The 25,400-nt window shown below is 46.4% G+C and carries 21 protein-coding genes and 2 riboswitches; of the genes, 8 read left to right on the top strand and 13 right to left on the bottom strand.

The window, feature by feature from the left end; genetic code table 11:
* Positions 1-82 precede the first annotated feature (82 nt).
* From C0638_RS08595 to C0638_RS08565, 7 genes are all read right to left on the bottom strand, one after another.
* Positions 83-862: an ABC transporter ATP-binding protein gene (locus C0638_RS08595; protein WP_013373743.1), complete on the bottom strand. Its 780-nt coding sequence runs from the start codon at positions 860-862 to the stop codon at positions 83-85.
* Positions 859-1,764 carry an ATP-binding cassette domain-containing protein gene (locus C0638_RS08590; protein ID WP_013373744.1) on the bottom strand — a complete coding sequence of 302 codons (906 nt, stop codon included), beginning with the start codon at positions 1,762-1,764 and terminating at the stop codon, positions 859-861. The genes C0638_RS08595 and C0638_RS08590 overlap by 4 nt, the downstream gene beginning before the upstream one ends.
* The gene (nikC, locus tag C0638_RS08585; protein WP_013373745.1) at positions 1,764-2,579 is read right to left on the bottom strand and encodes a nickel transporter permease; all 816 of its coding nucleotides are present in this window, start codon (positions 2,577-2,579) and stop codon (positions 1,764-1,766) included. The genes C0638_RS08590 and nikC overlap by 1 nt, the downstream gene beginning before the upstream one ends.
* 14 nt (positions 2,580-2,593) lie before the next feature.
* On the bottom strand, positions 2,594-3,523 hold the full coding sequence (gene nikB / locus C0638_RS08580) for a nickel ABC transporter permease (RefSeq protein ID WP_102163443.1): 930 nt from the start codon (positions 3,521-3,523) through the stop codon (positions 2,594-2,596).
* 15 nt (positions 3,524-3,538) lie between these two features.
* Positions 3,539-5,119 (bottom strand): ABC transporter substrate-binding protein, encoded by a 1,581-nt coding sequence (locus C0638_RS08575; protein ID WP_102163441.1) that lies wholly within the window; start codon positions 5,117-5,119, stop codon positions 3,539-3,541.
* 219 nt (positions 5,120-5,338) lie between these two features.
* A riboswitch (cobalamin riboswitch) is annotated at positions 5,339-5,542 on the bottom strand.
* Positions 5,543-6,275: 733 nt separating this feature from the next.
* Complete coding sequence (locus tag C0638_RS08570) at positions 6,276-7,583, bottom strand: nucleobase:cation symporter-2 family protein (protein ID WP_058830975.1); 1,308 nt, start codon at positions 7,581-7,583, stop codon at positions 6,276-6,278.
* The gene (locus tag C0638_RS08565; RefSeq protein WP_102163439.1) at positions 7,577-8,194 is read right to left on the bottom strand and encodes a xanthine phosphoribosyltransferase; all 618 of its coding nucleotides are present in this window, start codon (positions 8,192-8,194) and stop codon (positions 7,577-7,579) included. The genes C0638_RS08570 and C0638_RS08565 overlap by 7 nt, the downstream gene beginning before the upstream one ends.
* A gap of 157 nt (positions 8,195-8,351) precedes the next feature.
* A riboswitch (purine riboswitch) is annotated at positions 8,352-8,455 on the bottom strand.
* A 327-nt stretch (positions 8,456-8,782) separates the two neighbouring features.
* On the opposite strand from C0638_RS08565, the gene rhaB reads away from it, so the two are divergent.
* The 5 genes from rhaB to C0638_RS08540 all read left to right on the top strand — a co-directional run bounded on the left by rhaB (position 8,783) and on the right by C0638_RS08540 (position 15,974).
* Positions 8,783-10,264 (top strand): rhamnulokinase, encoded by a 1,482-nt coding sequence (gene rhaB, locus C0638_RS08560; protein ID WP_102163437.1) that lies wholly within the window; start codon positions 8,783-8,785, stop codon positions 10,262-10,264.
* Positions 10,265-10,276: 12 nt separating this feature from the next.
* A complete protein-coding gene (rhaA, locus tag C0638_RS08555; RefSeq protein ID WP_102163436.1) occupies positions 10,277-11,533 on the top strand; it encodes an L-rhamnose isomerase in 1,257 nt (418 codons plus the stop codon).
* 52 nt (positions 11,534-11,585) lie between these two features.
* Positions 11,586-12,431 (top strand): rhamnulose-1-phosphate aldolase, encoded by an 846-nt coding sequence (gene rhaD, locus C0638_RS08550; protein ID WP_102163434.1) that lies wholly within the window; start codon positions 11,586-11,588, stop codon positions 12,429-12,431.
* A 268-nt stretch (positions 12,432-12,699) separates the two neighbouring features.
* Complete coding sequence (locus C0638_RS08545) at positions 12,700-13,593, top strand: AraC family transcriptional regulator (RefSeq protein ID WP_013373756.1); 894 nt, start codon at positions 12,700-12,702, stop codon at positions 13,591-13,593.
* A gap of 143 nt (positions 13,594-13,736) precedes the next feature.
* The gene (locus C0638_RS08540) at positions 13,737-15,974 is read left to right on the top strand and encodes a GDYXXLXY domain-containing protein (protein WP_199771173.1); all 2,238 of its coding nucleotides are present in this window, start codon (positions 13,737-13,739) and stop codon (positions 15,972-15,974) included.
* Between the two features lie 188 nt (positions 15,975-16,162).
* Here C0638_RS08540 and mmuM read toward each other — a convergent pair whose 3' ends face one another.
* Entirely contained in the window at positions 16,163-17,110 is a 948-nt protein-coding gene (mmuM, locus tag C0638_RS08535; RefSeq protein WP_102163430.1) for a homocysteine S-methyltransferase, read from the bottom strand.
* A gap of 291 nt (positions 17,111-17,401) precedes the next feature.
* On the opposite strand from mmuM, the gene C0638_RS08530 reads away from it, so the two are divergent.
* A complete protein-coding gene (locus C0638_RS08530) occupies positions 17,402-18,457 on the top strand; it encodes an AEC family transporter (RefSeq protein ID WP_013373759.1) in 1,056 nt (351 codons plus the stop codon).
* A gap of 17 nt (positions 18,458-18,474) precedes the next feature.
* Entirely contained in the window at positions 18,475-19,494 is a 1,020-nt protein-coding gene (locus C0638_RS08525; protein WP_102163428.1) for a 2-hydroxyacid dehydrogenase, read from the top strand.
* Positions 19,495-19,545: 51 nt separating this feature from the next.
* Here C0638_RS08525 and C0638_RS08520 read toward each other — a convergent pair whose 3' ends face one another.
* Positions 19,546-20,283 (bottom strand): response regulator, encoded by a 738-nt coding sequence (locus C0638_RS08520; protein ID WP_102163426.1) that lies wholly within the window; start codon positions 20,281-20,283, stop codon positions 19,546-19,548.
* On the bottom strand, positions 20,280-21,932 hold the full coding sequence (locus C0638_RS08515; RefSeq protein WP_233902300.1) for an ATP-binding protein: 1,653 nt from the start codon (positions 21,930-21,932) through the stop codon (positions 20,280-20,282). The genes C0638_RS08520 and C0638_RS08515 overlap by 4 nt, the downstream gene beginning before the upstream one ends.
* A 223-nt stretch (positions 21,933-22,155) precedes the next feature.
* Between C0638_RS08515 and C0638_RS08510 the strand changes: the two genes are divergently transcribed.
* A complete protein-coding gene (locus tag C0638_RS08510) occupies positions 22,156-22,338 on the top strand; it encodes a hypothetical protein (protein WP_013373763.1) in 183 nt (60 codons plus the stop codon).
* Between the two features lie 101 nt (positions 22,339-22,439).
* On the opposite strand, the gene C0638_RS08505 is transcribed toward C0638_RS08510, so the two are convergent.
* The 3 genes from C0638_RS08505 to rlmN form a co-directional block, all read right to left on the bottom strand.
* On the bottom strand, positions 22,440-23,372 hold the full coding sequence (locus C0638_RS08505; protein WP_102163422.1) for a dihydroorotate dehydrogenase: 933 nt from the start codon (positions 23,370-23,372) through the stop codon (positions 22,440-22,442).
* Positions 23,353-24,054, bottom strand: coding sequence for a dihydroorotate dehydrogenase electron transfer subunit (locus tag C0638_RS08500; protein ID WP_058830966.1), 702 nt, complete (start codon positions 24,052-24,054; stop codon positions 23,353-23,355). The genes C0638_RS08505 and C0638_RS08500 overlap by 20 nt, the downstream gene beginning before the upstream one ends.
* A 140-nt stretch (positions 24,055-24,194) precedes the next feature.
* Positions 24,195-25,292: a dual-specificity RNA methyltransferase RlmN gene (gene rlmN / locus C0638_RS08495; protein WP_025675732.1), complete on the bottom strand. Its 1,098-nt coding sequence runs from the start codon at positions 25,290-25,292 to the stop codon at positions 24,195-24,197.
* Positions 25,293-25,400: the final 108 nt, after the last annotated feature.

The raw sequence follows: 25,400 nt of genomic DNA, 5'->3' as shown, positions 1-25,400 counted from the left end.
GTACCACATTATATTTTGTCAACAATATTCGGCAAGCAGAGCTATTATTTATTTTGAATTTTTATAATATTGAATTTATGGATTAATCCGCCAATGTTTGAAATAGGGCACGCGTGTATTCATGCTTCAATAGTTCTTCATCCCAATCCTCAAATATTTCCACGATCTCTCCCTGAACCATGACGGCAACACGATCACAGAACGTACGGGTGGACTGAAGATCATGAGTGATAAAAAGATAGGACAGCTGGCGTTCGAGTTGCATTCTTTTGAGCATGTCTAGCACGGAAGACTGGGTTGTCGTATCCAGATTGGCGACCGATTCATCGAACAGGATGATTTCTGGTTCAACCGCCAACGCCCGAGCAATGCACACCCGCTGTTTTTGTCCACCGCTTAGCTGTGCAGGGTATTTTCCCAGACTGTCAGCCTCCAACCCTACCGATTCCAGTAAGGAAAGGCAGATATCCAGCGCCCTTACCTTTCGCTTAGGAAAATAGTTACGGATCGGCTCCATCAAAATATCTTGAATGGTCATACGGGGATGCAGTGAAGAGGCCGAGTCCTGCGCAACCAACTGGATTCGTTTGTACAGATGAATATCCTTCATCCTTCTAGTATGTATGGGCCGGTGATCCAGCCAGATTTCCCCCGAGGTCAACGACTCCAGCCCCAGAATACACTGTGCCAGCGTACTTTTGCCACTTCCGCTTTCTCCAACCAATCCAAGGCATTCTCCCTGTCGTAATTCCAGACTCACTTTCTGTATAGCCTGCTGCTCACTCTGTCTCGTGTTGAACCAGCCTTTTCTCCGTCTGCGGACAGGGTAAGCTTTGGTGACGTTCTTCAATTCCAGTATCACGGTTGCATCCTTCCTTCCGGGGTCATCTCCAGCACCCGATCTGCTATGCGGCTTATCCCCTGACGATCATGTGAAATTAACAAAATCGTGAGATCGAAATCTTCCCTCAACTGTAGAAGCAAGGCCAGAACCTTGTCGCGGTTAATAACATCCAGCGCTGTAGTAGGCTCGTCGGCAATAAAGAGGCGCGGACCAGAGCTTAACATTGCAGCCAGCAGTACCCTTTGGCACATACCTCCGCTTAGTTCAAAAGGATATGATGACAGAATATGCTCAGGATCGGCAAAACCGACCTTGCGGAGCAGAGAACACAAATAGGATTCCTGCCCTGGAATAGTACGGCCTCCAGCCAGCTCTGTGACACGATTTAGCATCAGCCGCATCCGTGACAGCACACCCTGGGGCTGCGATGCAGTGTGGGACGGGGCAGCATCAGCTTGCCCCAGCTCCTTCTGGGCGCGCATCAGGCGCCCCCCGTTCAGTCTAAGCGTATCCGTCAGCTGGGCACGGACGGTACGGATCGGATTCAGCCCGCTCAGCGATTGCTGAATGAGCAGGGCAATTTCCCCACGGCGCAGTCTTTGCCAGCGCTGTTCATGGAACGGGATAATGTCTTCCCCGTTATAGTAGATGCACCCTTGCGTAACACCAACACCTGGGTCCAGCATACCCGCGATTGCGTGTGCGGTCAGGCTTTTGCCGCATCCACTTGGCCCAGTCAAGGCTACAATTTCCCCTGGGTAGACGGAAAAGTTCACATCCCGTAATAGCGGTTTGCTTTCGCTTCCGCTGGCTCTTACACCTGTACGGCAAATCTCCAAATGTTCCACGTGTAACAACGGTTTTTGCATGTATGCTTGCTCTATCGTGTCCTTTCGCCCCGTGACTGGTCGCTCCCCCATTATTTTGCCGCCTCCTTTTCCGAAAAATGATCACCCAGAAGCTGGCAGGCAAGCACAAATAGCATAATCGCCAAACCCGGGAAGATCATAACATGCGGAGCCACCTGAAAATACGAGGTTGCATCATGCAGCATCACACCCCACTCTGGCTTGGGCGGCTGTACACCCAGTCCAAGAAAGGAGAGCCCAGCGATCATTAACACCACGCGTCCGATATCCCATACCGTATAAACCAACAATTGCGGCCATACTTGTGGCAATACATAACGCCTTAGTATGCGCACGTGTGAATTACCGAACAAACGGGCATACCGTACATAGTCCTCCTGGCAAGCTTTTTGAACCAAACTACGGATATAGCGGACATAGCCCGCCCACCGTACCGCAATAATCGCTAGAGTCATGTTGACGAAACCCGGCCCCAAAATACCCACAATCGCTACCGTTAAAATAATATCAGGAAAAGCCAGTACGCCGTCGATTCCCCGCATAATCAACTGATCCACGCGCCCTCGCACATAACCAATGAGCAAGCCTGTGGGCAGACTGATACACAGCGTAGCTACCGTAATCGCACAAGCGATTAGCACACTCGTCCGAATCCCGTAAATGAGCCGTGACAGCACATCCCGACCCAGATGATCCGTACCAAAAGGATATTTCCGACTGGGTGGTGCCAAACGGTTCAGAAGATCCACATGCAGAGGATCATGAGGGGCGGCCCATGGAGCCAGCAATCCGAGCAGCACGATCAGGCCAAACAGTGCGCCCCCTGTCAGCAAGCTTCCTCTAAAGGAAAGCCGTATCTTTTTCATTTTCAGCTTCCCCCTTAACGCAAACGCAGCCTTGGATCTATCACCGTCTGGACCACATCCACCAAACACTGAACACCTACAATTAAAAATGCAGCAAACATAACATATCCCTGAATCACCGGGTAATCCCGCTGCGTAATTGCATCTATAAAATACTTGCCCAACCCTGGCCATGAAAAAATGGTCTCTACGATGACGTTACCTGCCAGCATAAATGATAGATTCGTACCTAACAGCGTAATCATTGGCAGAACGGCATGTTTAAATAGCTCAAAAAAGAGAATATGCATACGGGAAAAACCGCGAGCCCTCGCTGCTTTCACAAAATTTCGGTCACTCAGCTCCAGCATTTGAGCACGCAATACACGAGCTTGCACCGTTCCCAATCCTGCACCAAGGGTCAGCGCTGGGAGTACTAAATGTGTCCAGTCCTCCCTTCCCATGGATGGGAGCCAGCCCAAGCGAACGGAAAATAGATAGATCAGCAGAAAACCAAGCCAAAAAGAAGGGATCGACGATCCCAGCAAAGCGAACAGCCTGCCCAGACGATCTAGTGGACCGCTGACTTTTAGCGAGGCAGCCAGCCCCATCCCAAGCGTAAGCACCGTCATGACGGCAAAGCCCGCCAAAGCTAGCTCCACCGTAGCGGGCAGTCTGCTCCACAGTTCGTTTAGCACCAACTCCTTGGACACATATGAGGTTCCCCAATGTCCCGTGAACACATCCCGCAGCCAGTTCACATATTGAATATGAAGCGGCTTATTCAAGCCCAGTTCGTTTCGCAACGCGGTCAGCGCCTCCCCAGAAGCAGGAACATTATGCGCGGTTAGCAAAATGAGGGCAGGGTCACCAGGGGCCAGCCTCATCAGTACAAAAGTCAGCGTGGATACAACGAATACAATGATGGGCAGCTGCGCCACACGTTCCAGTATAAAACGAATCATAGGATACGTAGCTCGTTATTCCGCAATATCAGATTGCGCTGTAATGTAGTAATACTCGATCGGATGCGGCGTAAAGCCCTCTACCCCTTTTTTCACGCCAAACACATTGTCAGGGTGTACAATGAATGACTGCGGCAAGTCTGTATTGATGATATCCAGCGCTTGCAGTGTTACTGCATTACGCTGTGTGGTATCCTTTGCCAACTTCAGGCTGTGAAGAATATTCTCCAGCGGTTTGGAAGCATAACGGCTTACATTAGCTTCACTTGTAGAGGAGTAGAACATGTCCATAAAATACTGCGGTTCCCCTGTATGGGCCGTGAGCATGCTGTACATAGCAAAATCCCAATCGTTTTTGGTCAACGCCTCGTCGATATTTTCCACCTTGCGAATTTTGACCTGGATTCCCTCATTCAGCAACTGGCTCTGAATAACCTCAGCCATGACGGATAGCTCCGGACGCTGAGGGAAGGTCAGCAGCGTAACCTCGAATGGCTTGCCCTGCTTGGACCATGTGCCTTGGGCATCCTTTTGCCAGCCATCCTTCGTCAACAACTGCTCTGCCGTTCCGTTCAATGCTTTGCGCTCAATCTTACCGAAGGGAAGGATACTCGGAAACGGGCTGCTTGCTTCCGTACCGTAGCCCCTCATGACGGCGCTCACAATGGATGCGCGCGGAATCAGACTGTCTACCACCTTACGGTTGGTCGCATCCTTGAACACAGACGATTCCATGTTGTACACAATCATATGGGTACGCAAGGACGGAGCCGACAGCACTTGTAGCTTGTCGTTCTTTTTTAATACCTCTGCGTTATCTACCGGAATATCCGTCGCTACATCCACCTCACCGGATTGCAACGCCATCAGGCGCGAATTACCGTCCGTAATGAATTTCATCGTTGCTTCAGCCAGTCGTGCCTTTTCGCCCCAATATCCGTCATAACGCTCTACGACCAAGGATTGATCCTTGTTAAAGGCTTTGATTTTAAAAGCACCTGTCATTGCAGGGTAGCTCTGCTCATCTTTCATGGATGCCACATCCAGCACGATTGTTGACGGATCAGCCAGATTGGATGCCAGCGCTGCATTCGGCTGGTTTGTCGTGATTTTCAGCGTCAGCGGGCCATTTACATCAATGGACTTCACATCCAGTAAATCCTTCGCCAGGTGACTTTTCTCGATAGAGCGCAGCAAAGATGCTTTTACACTTGCTGCATCCATACTCTTTCCATCATGAAAAGTGACCTTATCCTGCAAGCTGAACGTCCACACGTTAGGACTGTCGTGCTTCCATTCCTTGGCTAGCCAAGCCACAGGCTCCAACTTTTCATTCAAACGAATGAGTGTCTCACCGGCACCGGAACGCATCACATCCCAGCTATTGTCTCCATGCGGATCGACGCCTGACGGTTTCCACGTATACGCCATCACCAGCTTTTTACCTGCTGGAGTCTGTTGTGCAGGCGTATTCTCACCCTTGCCTGAGCTATCCTCCGTCTTCGTGGCTGTGCCGCATCCCGAAGCCATAACTGCCATCAGCAGCAGCAATCCTGTACATATGAACCATGAACGCCTATTACGATTGCCTATCATCCCACATGTCCTCCTCTATCTTGTAAAATATCGTATAAACCTAACGCAAAACGCGAAAAAAGCATTCCCAACCACTTGACCAGCAGTCAGAAATGCTTTCATTATAAAATGTCAAAACTCACCTCAAAGCCAACTCCAAAAACATAGAAGGGATCAGATCGGTTTCAGACATTCCGTATGCAGCACGCCTAACCACCTCCCCAGCATCCCGTGGGTCTGACAGTGATGTCAAAACAGGCAGGTCTCCTGACTCCAGGCTTATCTTTCAGGCCTTCCCGGTTCCTCACAGTTCCAGTGGCTATTCTGAAAGCTCCAGCAGTACCCTGCTGATGCCTGTATACAGTGGCGGGTCCGTGTCGGAATCTACCGAACTTCCCTTTTAAGTGAACACGCTCAACAACTATCTACATCGTCTCAACAAAACCTCGTATATAGAGTTGTCCGGCTCACACCTGTTTTCTTCCTTTATTCCTTTTTATTACGAATTAGGATTATCTTATTTTGTTGCTACTGGCTTGTCAACAAATGCAGCGTAATATTTTAAATTTGAATGATACGATGAGAATCAAGGCTGTGACTATTCATTGCATGCACGCAATTCACGTGCTAAAATTAGGTATAGAGATATCCACCGTATCCGTATACTAAAAAGAGCCTTCGCCGCGCCAACGGCAAAGACTCCTAGGATTTGAAAGGCTGTGGATCACCACGGCGCGCTAAATGCTTAGCTAAACCCACCGTTAGGCGCCTAACCTAATCAAGCGGTGGGTTTTCGCTTGTTCCGAAATTTCCGACGCAGCCAGCGATAAAGTTTACGAATACTAAACACCAGGCTTAGTAACGTAACCATCCAACGCAACACATCGTAGCACGACACAAGTGTGACCATCGGCTTCACCCCCTTTCGGGAAGCTGCGCCATGGTCCGAAAACATCCACCACTATTCAAAATCCATAGTTTAGATTATACCATTCCTCTTCCTACTACTCTAGCAAACTTTTCTAGTAGGTTCTCAATCCTCCATTTTCATACAAGAGGGGGGTTATCAATAACTTCATGTTGCTTAATAAATAACCTGCTCTTGGTAACCCCATGCCAAACAGCCGGAAAAGAGGCTACGTCCTCTTTCCGGCTGTTTTTATCTATTTCCTATTCATCAAACCTTCTGTGGAACCTCCGAGACATTTACGCCTTTGACCGATTCAGCTTGTTTTCTTGCCAAAACGATGTTCAAGACAATTGCCGTAATCGAGCCCGATACAATACCATTTTGCAGCAGCATTTTGGCAAAGCTAGGCAGTTGGTCAAACATTTGCGGCAGAACAGCTGAGCCTAGGCCTACAGCAATACTGCATGCTGCGATCAGCAGATTGCTTTCCTTCCGCAGATCTACTTCTGACAAAATAGACATGCCTGATGCAGCAACCGAGCCAAACATGACGATCATTGCCCCGCCCAGCACAGCGTTAGGAATCACTGTCGTCAAGGCAGCCAGCTTAGGCAGCAAACCGAGAACGACCATGATACCGCCCGCAGCAAAAATAACGTTACGCGATTTGACGCGAGTTAGCGAGATCAGACCCACATTTTGCGAGAAGGCTGTGTAAGGGAACGCATTAAATATACCGCCCAGCATAATCGCAAGTCCCTCCGAACGAAGTCCATTGACGATTTGCTTTTGTTCCACCTTCTGATCAATCGCTTTACCTACTGCCAGATAAACCCCCGTAGACTCGACCATGCTGACAATATTGACGATAATCATCGTGCATACCGCCATAATGCTGAATTCTGGCTTACCAAAATAAAACGGCTGCGCAATACTCACCCATGAAGCATCCGCTACGGGAGCAAAGTGCACCATTCCCATCGCATAGGCGACTACAGTACCTGCGAACAGACCAATAAGTACGGAAATCGAGCGTAAAAAGCCCTTAGCTACTCGATTGACAAGCAGAATAACCAGTAGTGTAACCAGTGCCAGCAGCAAATTACGCGGCTGTCCAAAATCCGCGCTACCCTGACCACCCGCTACATTGTTCATCGCCACCGGAATAAGGGATAGACCGATAATCGTAACGACCGAGCCGGTAACCACTGTTGGGAAAAAGCGTAACAGTTTGCCATATAGCGGTGCCGCAAGCACCACAAATATACCGGACAAAATGATGGCACCGTATGCTGTCGCCAGATTTGAGGTCGAAGCAATTGCGATAATGGGTCCTACTGCCGTAAACGTACAGCCCAAAATGACAGGCAATCTACTTCCAAAAAAGCGTGAGCCCATAATCTGTAATAACGTAGCAATCCCGCAAGTGAATAGATCAGCAGCCACTAGATAGGCCATCTGGGCTGGCGTCAGGTGAAGTGCTCCCCCTACAATCAGAGGAACAGCAATGGCTCCGGCGTACATCGCCATGACATGCTGGAAGCCCAGCGCAAATAATTTTTGTTTACTTAACATCCCACATTCTCCTTAACGGGAGGAATCACCATGCCAGCATCCTCTATAAAATGGACTTCGCCCGGTGCCATGGAAGCGATACGCGCAAGAGAACGTACGGCAATGCCCCTTTGCTCCAACAGCCCGCGGCCTTCCTGAAAGCTCTTTTCAATTACACAGCCGACTCCGGCCAGTTCCGCTCCTGCTTCCTTCACAATATCCGTAAGTCCGACCAAAGCTGCACCAGTAGCCAAGAAATCATCCACGATCAGTACATGGTCGCTAGCATCGAGATATTTTTGGGAAATGCTCACCTGATAGGTTTCCTGCCGAGTGAATGAATGAACCTCTGCGAAGTATACCTGTTCATTCAGCGTGATCGCCTTCTTTTTCTTCGCATAAATGAACGGTACCCCCAAGGCAATAGCAGTAGCCATCGCAAATTGAATGCCACTAGCTTCAATGGTAAGTACCTTGGTAATCGGAGCACTGCCGAACAGGCGTGCGAACTCCTTGCCAATCTCCAATGCTAATGCTGTATCCACCTGATGATTCAAAAATGAATCTACCTTTAACACCGTATCGGATAAAATCTGTCCCTCTTGACGAATACGTTCTTCCAAAGCTTTCATTATGCGAATATCGCTCCTCTGTACTTTAAAATAGAATAAAACCTACGAAAACCAAAAAAGGACAAGCTCCCTTGAGTCGTTTCTCAAGTGAAGCCTGTCCTTGGGGTCGTAATCCCTAACGGATTGGCGCACAAATAAAATGCCCGCATTCATCCGAAGCTGATGCGCTATCACTCATAGTCGGACGATTACAGTGGTCATCCGGTAGAAACTTTTGGGCCATATCCCCAATATTATACGAGTCATATGAAATTGATATCTTGTATACTACACCCTCTGGCGGGCGGTTTCAAGACTATTTTTCATACAAACAGCGGCATTTGGAGAACCTTCCACAATTTGAATGTCTCAGCAACACACCGATCACTGTTTGAGGTATATATATAATAGAAAGCAGATGTTAAAAAACACAAAACCACACAAAACAACATTTAATTTTATTTTTATTTTTAAATTCAAAAGAAAAACCAAAAATTATACTTCCGTTTATGTTGACTACACAGACAAACGGAAGTAGTATGGAATTAGTTAAGAAACAAAAGGCAGACTTTCGGGCTGCCAGGACTTCACCATGCAAGGAGATTAGATATGAACAACTATCTTGCTGTTGATATTGGAGCTTCAAGCGGAAGACTCGTGAGTGCAACCCTACAAGGTGAACAAATTCACTTGCAAGAGCTTCATCGTTTCAACAACTCCTTTACTGAGAGGCACGGGCACAATTACTGGAATATAGACAATTTATTTGATGAGATCATTCAAGGACTGCAAAAGGCTAAGCAAAACGGGATTGAATCTTGTACGCTCGGCATTGATACATGGGCTGTAGATTACGTGTTACTTCATAAGGAAGGTCATCGCATCCATGAGGTGTACGCATACCGCGATGCACGCACTCTACAAGCCCCCGATAAGCTGCACCAGCTCATCAGCCGAGAGGATGTATATGAGAAAACGGGCATCCAGGAACTAAACTTTAATACCTTGTATCAGCTGTTCGTCCATGATCGGGAACAACTCGCCCAGGCAGATAAAATATTGATGGTTCCCGATTATCTGTACTATCGCTTGACTGGCATTATGGTCAATGAAATGACCAATGCATCCACGATGCAGCTTCTCAACGTAAACACCCGAGAATTTGATGAGGATCTGCTCTCCCTGCTCCAGCTTCGGCGCAATCAATTTTCGGAGCTGGCTGAGCCTGGACGCGTCCTGGGCCCCATCTTGCCGGAGCTTGTTCGGAAGTACGATCTTCCAGACTGCCAACTCATCCTTGTGCCTACGCACGATACCGCCTCAGCGGTTGCAGGTGTTCCATCACCGCGGGAAGAGTCTTGGGCTTATATTAGCAGTGGAACATGGTCGCTACTGGGTATGGAACGATCCCAACCCTTGAATACCAAGACAGCTATGCAGGCGAACTACACCAATGAGTGGGGCGCTTACGATACGTACCGTTTTTTGAAAAATATTATGGGCTTATGGATGATTCAGGAGGTTAGAAGAGAGGGAGGCTCTGCACATAGTTTTGCTGAATTGGCCGAATTGGCTTCAGCAGAGACACCATTTGTCAGTCTCGTCCTCTGCAACCAGTCCTCATTCTTAAATCCAGATAGTATGACCCTTGAGATTCAGAGGTTCTGTGAAGAAACCGGGCAGACTATCCCGCACACACCTGGCGCGCTTGCCCGCTGTATTTTCGACAGTCTGGCCTTAAGCTACCGGGATGCCCTACATGAGCTACAACGTTTAACAGACGAAACGATTACCCGATTGCACATTGTCGGCGGAGGCGCAAACAACGAATTACTATGTCAGCTAACAGCCGACCTTTTAGAAATCGAGGTTCAGGCAGGACCTTCCGAATCGACGGCCATCGGCAATATTGTCGTGCAATTAATCAGCTCTGGTGCTCTTGGAGATCTGAAAGCTGCTGGCCGAACCATAGCTAACTCCTTCCCGACTCGGCTATATGAGCCGCAATCAGTGGAAGGCATGAAAGAGCTTCTGGATCGCTGGGAACGCCTCAAAATACAAGCAACATCCCCTACTCACATATCTCAATAAAGGAGTAAAGTCATGAACGAAGCCATTGAAGCGAGTTATAACGAAGCGAAAAAGCTGTATGCCCGCCACGGTATTCAGGTGGATGACGTTTTACGGAAACTCTCACAAATTAAAATATCACTACATTGCTGGCAGGGAGACGATGTGCAGGGTTTCCTGTTCAAAGATAAACAGCTTAGCGGGGGAATTGCCGTAACAGGCAGCTACCCAGGTAGAGCAGGCACGCCTAATGAGCTGCGTCAGGATTTAGAAAAAGCTCTATCGCTCATCCCCGGTAAACACAAGGTTAATCTGCATGCGATCTATGCGGATACTACAGAACAAGTAGATTTGGATCAACTGGAGCCACGCCATTTTCAGAACTGGGTAGACTGGGCCAAACAGCAAGGGCTTGGACTTGATTTTAATCCGACCCTGTTCTCCCACCCCAAAGCGGAGGATGGCTTCACACTAAGTCACAAGGATCCGGATATTCGCGATTTCTGGATCACACACTGTAAAAAATCACGCAGGATTGCAGAACATTTCGGTAAAGAACTCGGTCAGCCGTGTGTCACAAACCACTGGATGCCGGATGGTTACAAGGATACCCCGGTGGATCGCTTGGCTCCAAGAGAACGTCTGCGGGACGCTCTGGACGAAATTTTCAGTGAGGAAATTAGTGAAGATTACAACATCGATGCAGTTGAAAGTAAACTGTTCGGCATCGGTTCGGAAAGCTATGTCGTCGGCTCTCATGAGTTCTATATGGGTTACGCCCTGACACGGGGTAAATCTATCTGTCTCGATTCCGGTCACTTCCACCCGACAGAAGTCATTTCGAACAAACTATCCTCTGTGCTGATGTTTACCGATCAATTATTGCTCCATGTCAGCAGACCTGTTCGTTGGGATAGCGATCATGTCGTGACGATGGACGACGAATTGCTGGACATTGCCCGTGAGCTGGTGCGCGGTGAGCTGCTCTCCCGCACTCATATCGGCCTTGATTTCTTTGATGGAAGTATTAACCATGTGGCCGCTTGGGTCATTGGAACACGCAACACCATCAAAGCGTTGCTTCGCGCCATGCTGGAACCGATTGAGGAACTGAAAAAGGCCGAAGAGGAAAGAGACTTCACGACACGCCTTGCCTTGGTCGAAGAGTTTAAATCCTATCCGTTTGGGGCTGTATGGGATTACTATTGCGCTCAAAACGGCGTTCCCGTTCGTGAGGAATGGCTAACCGAAGCTAAAAACTATGAACACCAGGTCCTGCTGAAACGATAAACTACTGCACTGATAATTTTATATTTATATCATCCAAAGGGAGAGATCATCCATGACTACTGTGCTGGAGAATCAAAAAGAACGAAAATCAGGACTGGATATCCCATTTGTTCGCGAGATGGCGGAAATTACGCAAAACATGTGGAAATTCGGCTGGGATGAACGCAATGGAGGCAATGTAAGTTATATTCTGGATGAGGCCGAGGTTGCCAAATATATTGATATTCAAAAAGTCATTCGAACGATTAAACCCGCTTTCCCAGTGAATGAACTGGCAGGCAAATATTTTATCGTCACTGGATCAGGCAAGTACTTCAAAAACGTTATTGCCGATCCGGAAGCCAATTTAGGAGTCCTGCGTGTATCCCAAGATGGTGAGCAGTTAGAAATTTTGTGGGGCCTCAAACATGGCGCAGTGCCTACCAGTGAGTTGCCTTCCCATTTTATGAGCCACATTGAGCGCTTGAAGGTCGATCCTAACCATCGTGTGGTGATTCATAATCATGCCACCCATGTTATTGCCATGACCTTCATTCATAGTCTGGACGAAAACCAATTCACCAAAACGCTGTGGGAAATGTGTACCGAATGTATTGTCGTCTTTCCAGACGGTATCGGTGTAATCCCTTGGATGGTACCGGGTTCCAGCGAAATCGGCCGCGAAACGGCTAAAAAAATGAAGGATCATCACGCTGTATTATGGCCTCATCATGGCATTTTCGGAACGGGCAGCTCCATTGATGAAGCGTTTGGTCTCATTGAGACGATTGAAAAAGCGGCGCAAATTTACATGCTCATTGCTCACCATGAGATCAAGCAACGGATTACAGATCAGGAATTGGCCGATCTGGCTAAAGCCTTTAATGTTACCCCAAAAGAAGGAATCCTGAACGTATAGACATAGGCTAATCGTATAGCACCGAACTCTATAAAGCTCCACGGCTCGTCTCAAACCAGCCATGGAGCCTTTATCATGCATATCTGAATGCTACTGGATTCGAATGTTTTACCCATGACACGATCCGACAGCAGGTATAAACAGTATCCTCTATAAAGCAATTTAATTTTATAACCCCAAATTCCAATGAATTAACTTGTAATTACACTTTCCTTTATATACAATAAAATCAAAATTCCCTTATCTCCACCAAAGGAGAGGTGACAATATGAGAAGAACAAAGAATGAAGATCACTTCGACATCGTGGAAGACCATTATTTCACAACAACCGAACTGGAAAAATCCAGTGCTATTTGGCCGGTCAGACTGGGTATGGATATTTCGAAAACAAGCTGTCATGTCGGCCCCAAGGCTGTCCCTTATTTTTATTTTATTTTTGTACTTGAAGGGCAGGCTGAGTTCATTTATAAGGAAAAGAAGTATCGTGTCCAAAAGTCTGATTTATTCTGTTTTCCCCCCCATCTTGCCCATGAATATTACACCAACCAAGAGCACCCGTTACAAAAGGTATGGATTGCCTTTGAGGGACCAAAATCACTGGCGCTACTCGAGCGGATCGGGATTACCCCCTCTAAGCCATTTATAGCTAACGCAGTGAGCGAGGACATCCTCGAGCTTATCTCCAACCTATTTTCCATCGTCAACGACCACAACAGACAGGGCAGCGATCTGGCCCGCTTAATTACACTACACCAGATCTTCGAGGAGTTGTCCCGCAACACATCTGGCGCTCTGCGCAACTCTGTATGCTCTGATTATTGGCTCCAGCAGGGGAAAGATTACATCGAAATGCATTATTGTGACCGTGTTACAATCGAGCAAATTGCTGAGCATGTAGGTGTGGATCGTGCGCATTTTTCACGTAAATTCCATTCCACCTTTCTCATATCCCCCGCCAAGTATTTGCAAACTCTCAAGATTAACGAAGCCAAAAGATTGCTGGAACAAACTACTTACAATTTGTCGATTATCGCCCAATCCATCGGATATACCGATATGTCCACCTTTTCCAAAGCATTTAAGAAAACAGCAGGAATCCCACCCCGAGAGTATCGCTTCCGGCATCAGTCCCGGCAAGAGATCCGCACTGCCAACGCTTAGTCGGAATCCAGTAATGATACAGGAGAACCACCATCATACGGCGGCTCTCCCTTTTTTATGACCTGATCCTAATTTGTACTTGGTTCTGAGCGCTATCAACGCTATAATAAGCATCAAACCAACAGGAAAGGTACGTGAATTCCATGCTGCGATTCAATGCTATACGTACAGGTTATCTGCTGGGCATCTCACTGATACTGGCTGCGATTATTTATTTTTTCGCCTCCAATTGGGGCGGACTGGATCGAACAGTCAAAATCGTGCTAGCTGTTGCGCTTATTGTTTTGTTTTATGGCTTATCTTTTGTATTTGCACGTATACGTGCTGTTCCCGGGCAACAAGCTTTTCTGTCCAATATATTTCTGGTGGCTGGCTGTGTAGCCTTCGGCGTTTCCGTGGCGTTGCTCGGTCAAATTTACAACTCCCATGCGGACAGCTACGGGTTGTTTTTCATTTGGTCAGTGCCGGCTTTACTGCTTAGCTGGATTACTCGCTACAATCCTTTATATATGCTGTCTTATGTACTGATTCATTTAGGGGTATGGCTTTACTTCTATCCAACGATGCAAAGCCCGTCTTATAGCCAACTGGAATCGTTGTCCATCGCTGGAGTGTTCGCAATATTCAATCTGGTGCTATTTCTATTGACGTTCCTTCATCGTATACATTCGGCTCCACTACAATATATGAGCTTTACTGTTCTCCATATAGCTATGTTGGCGATGACCAACTCCTTTGCATTCGATGGATATGGCCTAATCATGAATATACCGCATATCGCTGTGATTGCTTTAGGATTTTATATATTTACCAAGGTTCGGCTGAATAAAACGTTACTGACCTTGAATGCATTGGCGCTTTCGGCGTTTGCTGTCTTTAAATTTATAGAGCTGGCAGAGGCGTACTCTTCATCACTATTCTTTGTTTTCGGGTTGATTTTTGTGGCACTGCTATTGACGGGTAACGTATGGTTTTTCCGTTATTTAAATCGTTTGGGAAAACCATCTCCGGATGAGACAGCCGTCCCTGAGGAACATAGCAGTGAGTGGATCACCAAAACCGTATCTCGCATAATCAAAGTGGTTGGAGTGCTGATTGGCAGTATATCTCTCATCGGACTGATTATGATTAGCACGAACGTAAATCACACCGAATATGTACTGCTGGGCGTGTCTTTGTTGCTGATGATTACGATGATCGTCATACCAGAGTCCAAGCTGGATTCTGTAATCCGTTATACGCTGCTGACCATCAGCTATATTACCGGCCTGGCGGCCATTCTATGGTCAGATCAGACGCTACTTTCGGTATTATTTCTGATCGTTTCCATCGCCGGATGGTTTCGCTCCAAGGGGAAAAGGCAGCGATTTTTTGCCTATACTTTTGTAAACCTGAATATGGCAACTGTTTTGTTTCAACAGTATCAAGAGTGGGATGGCTGGAACTGGACCTATAAGTTCATCATCTTCGCCCTGTTCGCTCTCAATGCCGTCTTATATGGGCTAAGCTACTTTAGACCCAAGACAGAGCTAAAAGGACATCTTCGGGATAGTTCATTATTTTTCAGCTTATTGTTTCTGTTTTGGACGACGTTTTTCGAGGATGTCATTCCACACTCTTATATGTTCATGAACATTTTTTATTTTGTTATCGTTACATGGATGGTCTTTGCCTTTATCCGTCACAAACAAAAATCGGAGGCTATTACGAGCGTCGTATTCTGGTTTATTTTTATCGGCTTCAAATACTATGATTTACTGTGGACGCTGCTGTATAAATCTTTTACACTGGCGCTACTGGGAATCATTGTACTGGGAATTACCTGGTGGTTCGATCGACGAATGGCCCATAGCGGCAAAACAGCGTTCGATGCCGACCACCGCAGCTTTAGCTTTATGCGCCTAAGCCCGTTACTCATTGCCATTGTCATTGTGCTACAGCTAGGAATTATCGGCTATCAGACGGCGAGAAGTGAAACCCTGCTCGCCACAGGTGCCTCCGTTAAGCTCAAGCTGGCTCCTATAGACCCACGCTCCCTGTTGCAGGGCGACTTTGTGGCACTGAATTACGATATTTCTACTCCTCCTTCTAAGAACTCTCTTCAGGAGAAGGATTGGAACCGGGGCAAGGTTAAAGTCGTTCTCACACCAAATAGCCAAGGAGTATACATCGCTGATCGTCTGTATCAAGATGGTGAGAAACTTGCCCATCATGAAATTGTTCTCAATGGACAATGGAATGGTTCTCGTATTCTGTACGGTATTGAGAATTATTTCATTCCTGAAGGAACCGGACGTACTGTTGAACAGAACGCTCATTACGCCTATATTCGGGTCAGCCGCAATGGAGACGCACTGCTGGAACGTTTGGTGGAAAGCTGATCTGGATTGGCAAAGAGGTAGAGAGGTAGAGGTATTGAACGAAGCGGGGCTTTAAAAATTTATTTGTACAACAAGCAGGCTGAACCAGGTTGCTCCATTGCTGGAGCATAACTTGGTTCAGCCTGCTTGTTCTTTTGCGGCAATGGAGGAAAACTCCATGATAACCTTTCCCTAAAGTTTATCCTCGTTTATCTCTCTCTCGACCATGCCACGATTTCTTTAATATCCTGCGGCTGAGTCCGACAACAGCCACCAATCATACGCGCTCCTGCTTCATACCACTGCCGGGCACTCTGTCCGAACGTTTCTGTACAAGTATGGCCCTGCCATGTCTTGGTGACCGGGTCATATTCCTCCCCCAGATTGGGATATACCACCACCGGCTTGTCCGTATGGCTGTGTATTTCGTGAATAAGAGATGGAATGAATTTGGGCAACGTGCAATTGATCCCTACCGCAGCCACCTGCTCATGCTCATTCAGCCACTTTGCACATGCGGCGACAGACTCGCCATTACTGATATGCTGCTCATCCTTTGCACTAAAGCTGATCCAGGCATACGTACCGGGGAATTCCTTCAGCAAGCGGGCAATAGCCTTGGCTTCCACCAGGCAGGGTATCGTTTCACAGGCTAAAATGTCTGCTCCCGCCTCGATCAGAGCTTTCATGCGCGGCCTGTGAAACTCCATAAGCTGCTCTTCGCTCAGCTTGTAATCACCGCGATACTCTGAACCATCAGCGAGAAACGCTCCATAGGGTCCGACAGAGGCCGCAACCAGCGGCTTGGGACGATGCTGCTGACTTGCAGTAGCCGTCACATCGGCCCAAAACTCATCTCGTGCCTGTACAGCAATCTGCACCGATGACTGAATCAGCTTCAACGCCTCATTTTCGCTCAGCCCTCGTTGAACGTAGCCTTCCACAGTGGCCTGATAGCTCGCCGTAATCGCACAGTCTGCCCCAGCCTCAAAGTAATCTCGATGTACACGCTTGATCGAATCCGGATATTCATAGAGTATTTTGGCCGACCATAAGCTATCGTTCAGATCATGCCCATGACGTTCCAATTCAGTCGCCATTGCGCCGTCCAGCACGATCAGCTGAAATTTGTTCAGTATACGTTGTATCGGATTCATGCGGCCCCTCCTGCTTGTCTAATCTATTTAACCCACTGACTAGGTTGGATTTAATTTTTTATATTATAGCATGTATGTTGATGAGCACCTTACATTTACATCCTGATGTGACGTATAAATTTTTTAAATTAGTTTCATAAGTTAAATTAATTAGATATTGTTCTTTTTTTCACAAAGTTTTTTTACTATAAAGGTGCAAACCAAACACTTTGGCCAAAAGATCAGGGAATTGCATTGTCACATTTTGCATCGGCATTTATGTGAAAAAAGGTACAAGAGAGGATTTTATCTATGTCTTTACTAGAAATGATTACAGCGACCTTAACAGATAACAGTATTGTCAGTTCTATCGCTTCTACCGTTTTTATTATCCTGCTCGGCTTCTTTTGCCGCAAGAAGGGGATTTTTACCGCAGCCGTAGGAAAGATGCTATCTAAGGTTGTTCTCACTGTGGCTCTACCAGCACTAGCCTTTAATTCTTTCATGCAGGATATCAATCCTACAATATTAAAACAGGGCATGAATGTTTTAATATGGGGGATTCTCATTTATATCATTCTCATCTTTATCTCCAAGCCGTTCTTCCTGAGCTACAACAAGGATAAGCAGGATGTTTTGCGGGTACTAACCATTTTCGGTTCTACTACTTTTTTCGGAATTCCCATTGTCGGTGCCATTTACGGTCCTACTGGAGTGATGTACAGTTCCATTTTTAATATAGGCTACCGCATTTTCTTATATTCTTATGGCTATATCAAAATGAGCGGCTTAAAAATGGAGCTTAAAAATCTCAAAACTATGTTTTTGAATCCGATTGTTATTGCGACTTTTATAGGCTTGTTTGTTTGGTTGTTCCAGGGTTATTTACCACAAATGAGTGTGGCTACAGAGGATGGAACCATTCAGCAGTTTGCTTTTCTAAGAATTGATCAAACCGCTGTCTGGCTGTTCAAGCCCATGACCTACCTTGCCGGACTAGCTTCTCCATTGGCCTGGTTATCGATTGGTTCAACTTTGGGTGAAATCAGCTTCAAGTCGGCAGCTACAGACAAGACATCATGGTATTACAGCCTTGTTAAAGTTTGGCTGGTACCTATTGTGAACATCGTTTTGCTGGCTTTGTTGACTATATCTCATATCCTGTCGGTCGATACTGTCGCTTTATCTACCATTGTCATTATGATGGCTACTCCTACAGCTACCGTAGCCGCAGCCTACGCCATCAGTTTTGATAAGGAAGCTGTACTAACTTCCAACGCATCGCTTCTATCAACTATTACTTCCGTCGTCATGATTCCGGTGTGGATTATTACGCTCAATGTCATCGATAAAATTGGAATTTTCTAAATCAGGGGGGAAACAACATGTTAAAAATCATCTGCTATGGTGCCCGTTCATATGAGAAGCCCTATTTCCATGAGCTTAATAAATATAACTTCCAGCTAACGCTAGTAGAAGAGCTGCTGACCTCCAGCAATGCACAACTGGCCCAGCATCACGATGCTGTTTTGTTAAGAGGAAACTGTGCTGCCAATCGGGAAAATCTCGCAAAATTCAATCAGTACGGCATTCAATATATTTTCACCAGAACCGTCGGAATCAACCATATTGATTTGGATGCCTGCAGTGAATTTGGAATGAAGGTCGCACGTGTGCCATCCTACTCTCCGAATGCCATTGCAGAGCTATCCTTAACTCTTGCTATGATGCTGCTCCGTCACACCGCTTATATGACTACCAAAAGCTCTTTCAAAAATTTTATTGTGGACGAGCATACGTTCAGCAAAGAGATTCACAATTGTAAAGTTGGGATTATCGGGGTCGGTCGCATCGGCCTGACGGAAGCCAAATTATTTAAAGGATTAGGAGCTTCTGTTATCGGCTATGATGTGTACCAATCGGAGGCTGCCAAGGCCGTCATTCCATTCACAACCTTGGATGAACTACTGGCAGAGAGTGATATCGTCAGTGTGCATGTTCCTTACCTGCCGGGACAGAACGACCAAATGATTAATGCTAGCTTTTTAGCAAAAATGAAAAAAGGGTCTATTCTCATCAATACCTCACGTGGGGAATTACAAGATAACCAAGCCATTCTGGATGCTTTGCTCAGCAATCATTTGGAAGGGTTCGGAACAGATGTCTTTCCTAAAGAGGAAGAACTATTTTTCAAAGCATTTGACCCATGGCAAATGCTCCCGGACCCAACGATCCAGAAGCTTGTGGAGCTGTATCCAAGAGTGTTGGTCACACCTCATGCCGGCTCGAATACCGTTACTGCGTTATCCAACATGATTGAAACCAGCTACGAAAACTTCCATGATATCATTACAACTCATTCTTCGGACAATCTGGTCCCACTTCCTGTTCTCGCTATGAAATAGGGTAGGAAGCTTGGCACACTCATTGGACAGTAAAGAACCGCTATCTCCAGATCATACTGGAAATGGCGGTTCTTTTATATCCGAATTGATCTGATAGAGCATTAGCGGCCTTCCAACCTTGTGGTATTCTATCGATTCAATCAGGAAGCCATCGTCTACCAGGAACTGAATATATTTTTTGACTGTAATACGGGACAAGTCCACTTCTCTGGCTAATGTTTCAACCGAAAAAGGTCCGTCCAGCTCTTGGATACTCTTCAGTATGGTAGTCATGGTCAATTTGGACAAGTTTTTAGACAGATTTTTCGATAGATTTGGGGATAGTTGTTTAGCAGGTTTTCTCTTTTCTACACCCATAGGCTCTTCTTTATTAAAATATTGATCAATGACAGCTTGATTAATTCCGTTCCCTTCCTCCATCACCGTGGCCAAACGCTGGATTTTCTCAACAGCCAGCTTAAAGCGTTCGAATGTAAAAGGCTTAATTAGATAGTCTGCCACTCCATAGAAAACAGCTTCCTTTACCGTTTGGATATCTTTTGCAGCCGTAATTAAAATAACCGAAGCATGGTACTGCTGCTCCTGCATATGGGATAACAAGGTTAATCCACTTTTCCCGGGTAAATAAACGTCCAGCAATACCAGATCAGGTGTGAACTTCTGAAGACAATCCTGTGCCTTCTGGACAGTATCTGCTTTACATACCACATCCAAGTTGTCCATACGCTCAATAAACTGTTGATTGAGCTCAGCAACCATAGGATCATCCTCAACAATGAGTACCTTCATTCACTCGTCACCTCCAATGTACAGGGCAACTCTACATAGATACTTGTTCCTAGACCCGGTTGGCTGTCAATCTCAATGATGCCCTGGTGATTGTCCACCATGGTTTTAACCAGATTCAAACCGTACCCCCTGTCCTCTCCTTTGGTTGAGAAGCCATGCTCGAATATTCTTTGTTGCATTTCAGAGTCAATTCCCATACCATTATCCTTCACTTTCAAAATAAACACATTTCCCTCACACTCATAATTCAATTTCAATTCAATTTTGCCGGGTTGCCTTTTTTGTAAAATGGAGTCTATCGCGTTGTCAAAAAAATTGCCCAATATGTGTATGACATCATGAACAATGTCCTGCATCTCTAGATTGGATACATTCGAGCTTTCTTCCAGTAACACCGAAATATTCTGCTCGCGTGCTTCGTTGATTTTCCCCATAATAAAACCTGCTAAAGCCGGAACCTTAATCCTCTCTGTTAGAAAGCCTACTTCATTTTGATACCGGTGATTTAGCTGCTGAATATACTGACTGACTTCTTCATATTTCCTCATCTCAATCAGTCCGGAGATCACGTGCATTTTGTTCATAAACTCATGCGTCTGTCCGCGAAGAGAGTTAATATAATATTTTGTGCCACTCAACTGATTGCTAAGATGAATCATCTCGGATTGGTCGCGCAGTGTAGCAACTGCCCCAAAAAACTCATTTTCTACATGTATAGGGGTTACTGTCGCAATGACTTCTATACCATTCACATAAAACGAGCGGTCCTTGATCTTCTTCTTACTATCAAACACTTTCTTGAAGAGCGCGTTATAAAAGTTGGTATCGATCTGCTCGCCAATCGGGGCTTTTCTGTCTTGATTCACCAGTTGGTACTTGGCCTGAGCTTCCTTGTTCATAAGCATAATTTTCTTGTCAGCCGAAATGGCTATAATTCCTTCAGCGACCTCGTTTTCAATAATTACTTTTTCACGTAATCGTGTTGCTATCTCTTGTGGTTCCAGCCCAAATAAGATCGTTTTGATTTTTTGTGCCAGAATGATCGCGCCCAGAACTCCACTAAAGAGTCCCAGCATCAGTCCTCCAAAAATGGTATACTGCGCCTGCATCAAATCATGATTTAGCGTTCTCATGGTCAGTCCTACACATACAATGCCAATGACCTCTTTCTGTTGATTAAATATCGGCGTAAAATAACGGTAGCCTTGGCCTAAAACACCGATATTTTCAGAAAAATGTCCCTGACCGGATAGTGCTTTTCTGGCATCGTCCAAATCAGAGAATGGCTTGCCAATCATGGTTTCATTCGGATGGGAAAGCCGAATTAAATCGTGGTTCAGAATGACTACAAAATCCACATTAACGTTATGCATTACTCCAAGCGAATAGTCTTGGATCTGCTTCACAGGGACTCCCTGTTCAACATTACGAATAACATCGTTGTCACTGGCAACCAGCTTGGCAATACCCGAAAGTTTTTCCTTCGTATTATCAAAATGCTTGTTAATCACGAAATTACGAATGAGAAGCAGGGATATAATCAAGGAAATAATAATAACTAAAACAACCAAAATAATAATCATAAATTGTAGCGAAACTTTGAATTGTCTTCTCGGTTTCAACTTACCTTTTAACCGCAACCCTATCACCCAGCTTCTTTAGCAAGCTCTCCAATGGGAAGAAGAGCCTATCTTGCCCCTATAATCCCTTTTTATTCGACATCGTTTGACAAAATCCCTTCTTATTTTACAAGCTTTACGCGCCCCATTAGTGGATAACGCAGCCTTTATCTGAAATAAAACAATATGCTGAATAAGGAAAGGTCAATTCTCCATAATAAGGACGTATACCTGACGAAAGGGAGGATAACGGATGATTGACAATCTCGAGAGCAATTACGACTGCGCTCATGCAGGAGAAGACCTTCATCAACTCAAGCAGGAGCTCGCTACGCTTCAGGCACAAGGTGCCAATGACCAGGCATCCAAGGAAGCCATTCATCGGCTGGAAAATCAAATTTCGTTCATCTTGAACAAATGCGATATTAACCATTAGTCAAGTCTGGCTGGTTCGGTAAAATAAAATACAAAACCGGCTTGCCTTAGAAGACAAGCCGGTTTTGTATGCTCAAGTTTATACACATATGAGTGCTAAATTTACAAAATTCCTCGTATCTCATCCAACGACTGCACCTTTTCCTGCTGCATCCATTGTTCTAGTCCATATACCAACTCAGCTCCTGCATGTAAATGGACAAAATTATACGTTCCCACCTGAATGGCGGCGGCCCCTGCCATGGTGAATTCAATAATGTCCTCCACAGAGCTGATCCCGCCCATCCCGATCACGGGAATGGATACCGCCTGCGCCACCTGGTGAACCATGCGCAAGGCAATCGGCTTGATTGCCGGTCCGGAAAGGCCTGCATACGTGTTGGCGAACACACTGCGGCGCCGGCGTATATCTATTTTCATTGCAGAAAATGTATTGATCAGCGAAACGCCGTCGGCGCCTTCTTCCTCGCACATAATCGCCATCTGCGTGATGTTCTCTGCATTTGGAGACAGCTTGACAACTAGCGGAAGCGCCGTCACATTGCGCACCTGACGCACCACCTCCCGCGCTACCTCTGTCTGGATACCAAATTGCATTCCGCCCTGCTTCACATTGGGGCATGAAATGTTCAATTCCAGCATGTCAACGCCTCTACGGTTCATTGTACGGCGTTTTTGCGCGTTTTCCGTAATCATAGCTACGGCCTGTACGTATTCCTCCAGATTGGAGCCGCCCACATTGGCAATAACAGCCGTATTCCAGCGAGTCATGTCATCCAGTTCATCCTTCAAAAAAGCCGCCACACCCGGATTTTCCAATCCTACACTATTCAGCATACCGGATGCTGTCTCATGTATTCGTTGCCCCGTATTCCCCGCCTTCGGATGAAGGGTTAGTCCCTTGCCGACGATGCCGCCGAGTAGCTCAGGAGAATAGAATTCTGCATACTCACGCCCGAACCCAAACGTACCGGATGCCATGATAATCGGGTTTTTGAACTGTACACCTGCTATATTACATGCCATGGAGATCATCGAACTCCACCTCCTCCACCGGGAATACAGGCCCTTCCTTACATACCCTCCGATTGCCTCCACGGGTACGCATGGTGCAGCCTAAACATGCGCCAATACCACAGGCCATATGTCTTTCTGTTGAAATATATAAGCGGGACGCTGTACCCGCCGTTTTCAACGCGAGTGCTTGCAACATCGGAGTTGGCCCGCAGGAAAACATATTCGCATAGCGAGCCGGATCGACCTGCTCGACGATGCTCCCCCCTACCTTGACCTCTACAGATGCTGCCGCAGCCTCGAACGCTTCAACCCCGAAGGCCTGCTGTGCAAACCCCAGATAAACGTCTGCATGCGGGTAATATTTTGCAGCCAATAACAATGGTGCTGTACCCATGCCACCGCCGATTAAAGCCAAACTGCCCTCAACCTGCGGAAACCCGTTTCCAAAGGGTCCTTCCAATTGAATCTCCTGACCAGGCTGTAATTGGGAAAATAGATGGGTCCCCTCTCCAACAACCCGGTACAAAAAGGAAATGCTCTCTTCCCCAATATCATAAATGCTGATGGGTCTGGGCAGCAGTGGGTAACCATTCCCGCTGCGCAGCATGTAGAACTGACCCATCTTCCCCTTAAATTTCCCCTCTATCTTCATCACATAAATGCCCGGAACGAGCGCCACATTTGAAATTACGTTAGCCATATAACCCCTCCACTAACCACTCACTATAACGTAAAAGCAGCAACTATTACGTGACTATTTTCACATTTACAGTTGACGTTTTGTTCGATGGTTCATGTATACAAAAAGCGTACTCCTGTTAGAGAGTACGCTCGTATATTTTAACTAATAGCTTCGCGCTCCGCATTGCGGCTGCTATTGGCATCCTTGCGAATTTGCTTGCTGCGCAGCTGTCCGCAGGCCGCATCAATGTCGACTCCGTGCTCCAGCCGAACACTACAGCTAATACCTTGTTTTTTCAGAACATCATAGAAGCCAGTAATCGATTCCGACTCACTCCGCTGGTATTGACTATGCTCATCCACCGGATTGTATGGAATCAGGTTCACGTTCGCCAGATTGCGACGATGGCCCACCAGCTCAGCCAGTTCGAGCGCATGCTCCTTACCGTCATTAACATCCTTCAGCAAGATGTACTCCAGCGTAATCCGACGATTGGTTTTGTCCAAGTAATAATCAATTGCCTGCATGAGCTTCTCAATCGGGATCGCCCGGTTGATCTTCATAATGCGGGTACGAATCTCATTATTCGGAGCGTGGAGGGAGATCGCAAGATTGACGTGCAGATCGGAATCAGCAAATTCAATGATTTTATCGGCAAGGCCACTTGTGGACACGGTAATATGCCGCGGCCCAATCGCCAGCCCTTTATGATCCTTAATGACCCGAATGAAATCGGACAGGTTCACAAAGTTATCAAACGGTTCGCCAATTCCCATTACCACAACGTGACTGACCCGGTCGCCCGGACGTTCCTGGTCCAGATACAGCTGCACCTTCATAATTTGTCCTACGATTTCACCACTGGAAAGGTCACGGCTCTTCTTCAACAGCCCACTTGCACAGAAGCTACATCCAATGTTGCATCCCACCTGCGTCGTCACACATACGGATAATCCAAACTTATGCCGCATTAATACCGTCTCAATCAAATTACCATCCTGCAAACGGAACAAAAACTTGACCGTCCCGTCTGCTGATTGTTGCTTCACATGTTCTTCCAGGGTTTCAATAGAGAAGTTCTCTGCCAACAGGCGAGTACAATTCTCATGAACCTCTGTCATCGCCGCAAAATCAGTAATCCGTTTCCGGTACAATGCGTCCCATACCTGCAATGCCCGAGATTTTTTATATCCATGCTCCAAGAGCCATGCTGTCAATTGGTCTAGCGTTAATCCATAAATGGATTCCTTTTTCATGTTCGATCCTCTTTTCAAACGTTAAAATTCGTATTTCTATATATAAACCCTAGCCATCACGACTCGTCTCAACTATCATTGCATCATAGCATGTTTGAGCGCTCTGCG

This window comes from Paenibacillus sp. lzh-N1 (assembly GCF_002872435.1).
GTDB classification, from domain to species: domain Bacteria; phylum Bacillota; class Bacilli; order Paenibacillales; family Paenibacillaceae; genus Paenibacillus; species Paenibacillus polymyxa_C.
The sequence above is the reverse complement of the archived record's forward strand: the minus strand, read 5'-3'. Positions and strand labels throughout refer to the sequence as shown.

What these genes read in the sequence shown, in the direction of transcription:
- C0638_RS08575 (WP_102163441.1), bottom strand. Translation starts at nt 5,119, where the DNA reads ATGATAGGCAATCGTAATAGGCGTTCATGGTTCATATGTACAGGATTG.
- nikB (WP_102163443.1), bottom strand. Translation starts at nt 3,523, where the DNA reads ATGATTCGTTTTATACTGGAACGTGTGGCGCAGCTGCCCATCATTGTA.
- C0638_RS08530 (WP_013373759.1), top strand. Translation starts at nt 17,402, where the DNA reads ATGTCTTTACTAGAAATGATTACAGCGACCTTAACAGATAACAGTATT.
- rhaA (WP_102163436.1), top strand. Translation starts at nt 10,277, where the DNA reads ATGAACGAAGCCATTGAAGCGAGTTATAACGAAGCGAAAAAGCTGTAT.
- C0638_RS08525 (WP_102163428.1), top strand. Translation starts at nt 18,475, where the DNA reads ATGTTAAAAATCATCTGCTATGGTGCCCGTTCATATGAGAAGCCCTAT.
- C0638_RS08500 (WP_058830966.1), bottom strand. Translation starts at nt 24,054, where the DNA reads ATGGCTAACGTAATTTCAAATGTGGCGCTCGTTCCGGGCATTTATGTG.
- rhaD (WP_102163434.1), top strand. Translation starts at nt 11,586, where the DNA reads ATGACTACTGTGCTGGAGAATCAAAAAGAACGAAAATCAGGACTGGAT.
- C0638_RS08545 (WP_013373756.1), top strand. Translation starts at nt 12,700, where the DNA reads ATGAGAAGAACAAAGAATGAAGATCACTTCGACATCGTGGAAGACCAT.
- C0638_RS08520 (WP_102163426.1), bottom strand. Translation starts at nt 20,283, where the DNA reads ATGAAGGTACTCATTGTTGAGGATGATCCTATGGTTGCTGAGCTCAAT.
- C0638_RS08510 (WP_013373763.1), top strand. Translation starts at nt 22,156, where the DNA reads ATGATTGACAATCTCGAGAGCAATTACGACTGCGCTCATGCAGGAGAA.
- C0638_RS08565 (WP_102163439.1), bottom strand. Translation starts at nt 8,194, where the DNA reads ATGAAAGCTTTGGAAGAACGTATTCGTCAAGAGGGACAGATTTTATCC.
- nikC (WP_013373745.1), bottom strand. Translation starts at nt 2,579, where the DNA reads ATGAAAAAGATACGGCTTTCCTTTAGAGGAAGCTTGCTGACAGGGGGC.
- C0638_RS08505 (WP_102163422.1), bottom strand. Translation starts at nt 23,372, where the DNA reads ATGATCTCCATGGCATGTAATATAGCAGGTGTACAGTTCAAAAACCCG.
- C0638_RS08590 (WP_013373744.1), bottom strand. Translation starts at nt 1,764, where the DNA reads ATGGGGGAGCGACCAGTCACGGGGCGAAAGGACACGATAGAGCAAGCA.
- C0638_RS08570 (WP_058830975.1), bottom strand. Translation starts at nt 7,583, where the DNA reads ATGTTAAGTAAACAAAAATTATTTGCGCTGGGCTTCCAGCATGTCATG.
- rhaB (WP_102163437.1), top strand. Translation starts at nt 8,783, where the DNA reads ATGAACAACTATCTTGCTGTTGATATTGGAGCTTCAAGCGGAAGACTC.
- C0638_RS08540 (WP_199771173.1), top strand. Translation starts at nt 13,737, where the DNA reads ATGCTGCGATTCAATGCTATACGTACAGGTTATCTGCTGGGCATCTCA.
- rlmN (WP_025675732.1), bottom strand. Translation starts at nt 25,292, where the DNA reads ATGAAAAAGGAATCCATTTATGGATTAACGCTAGACCAATTGACAGCA.
- mmuM (WP_102163430.1), bottom strand. Translation starts at nt 17,110, where the DNA reads ATGAATCCGATACAACGTATACTGAACAAATTTCAGCTGATCGTGCTG.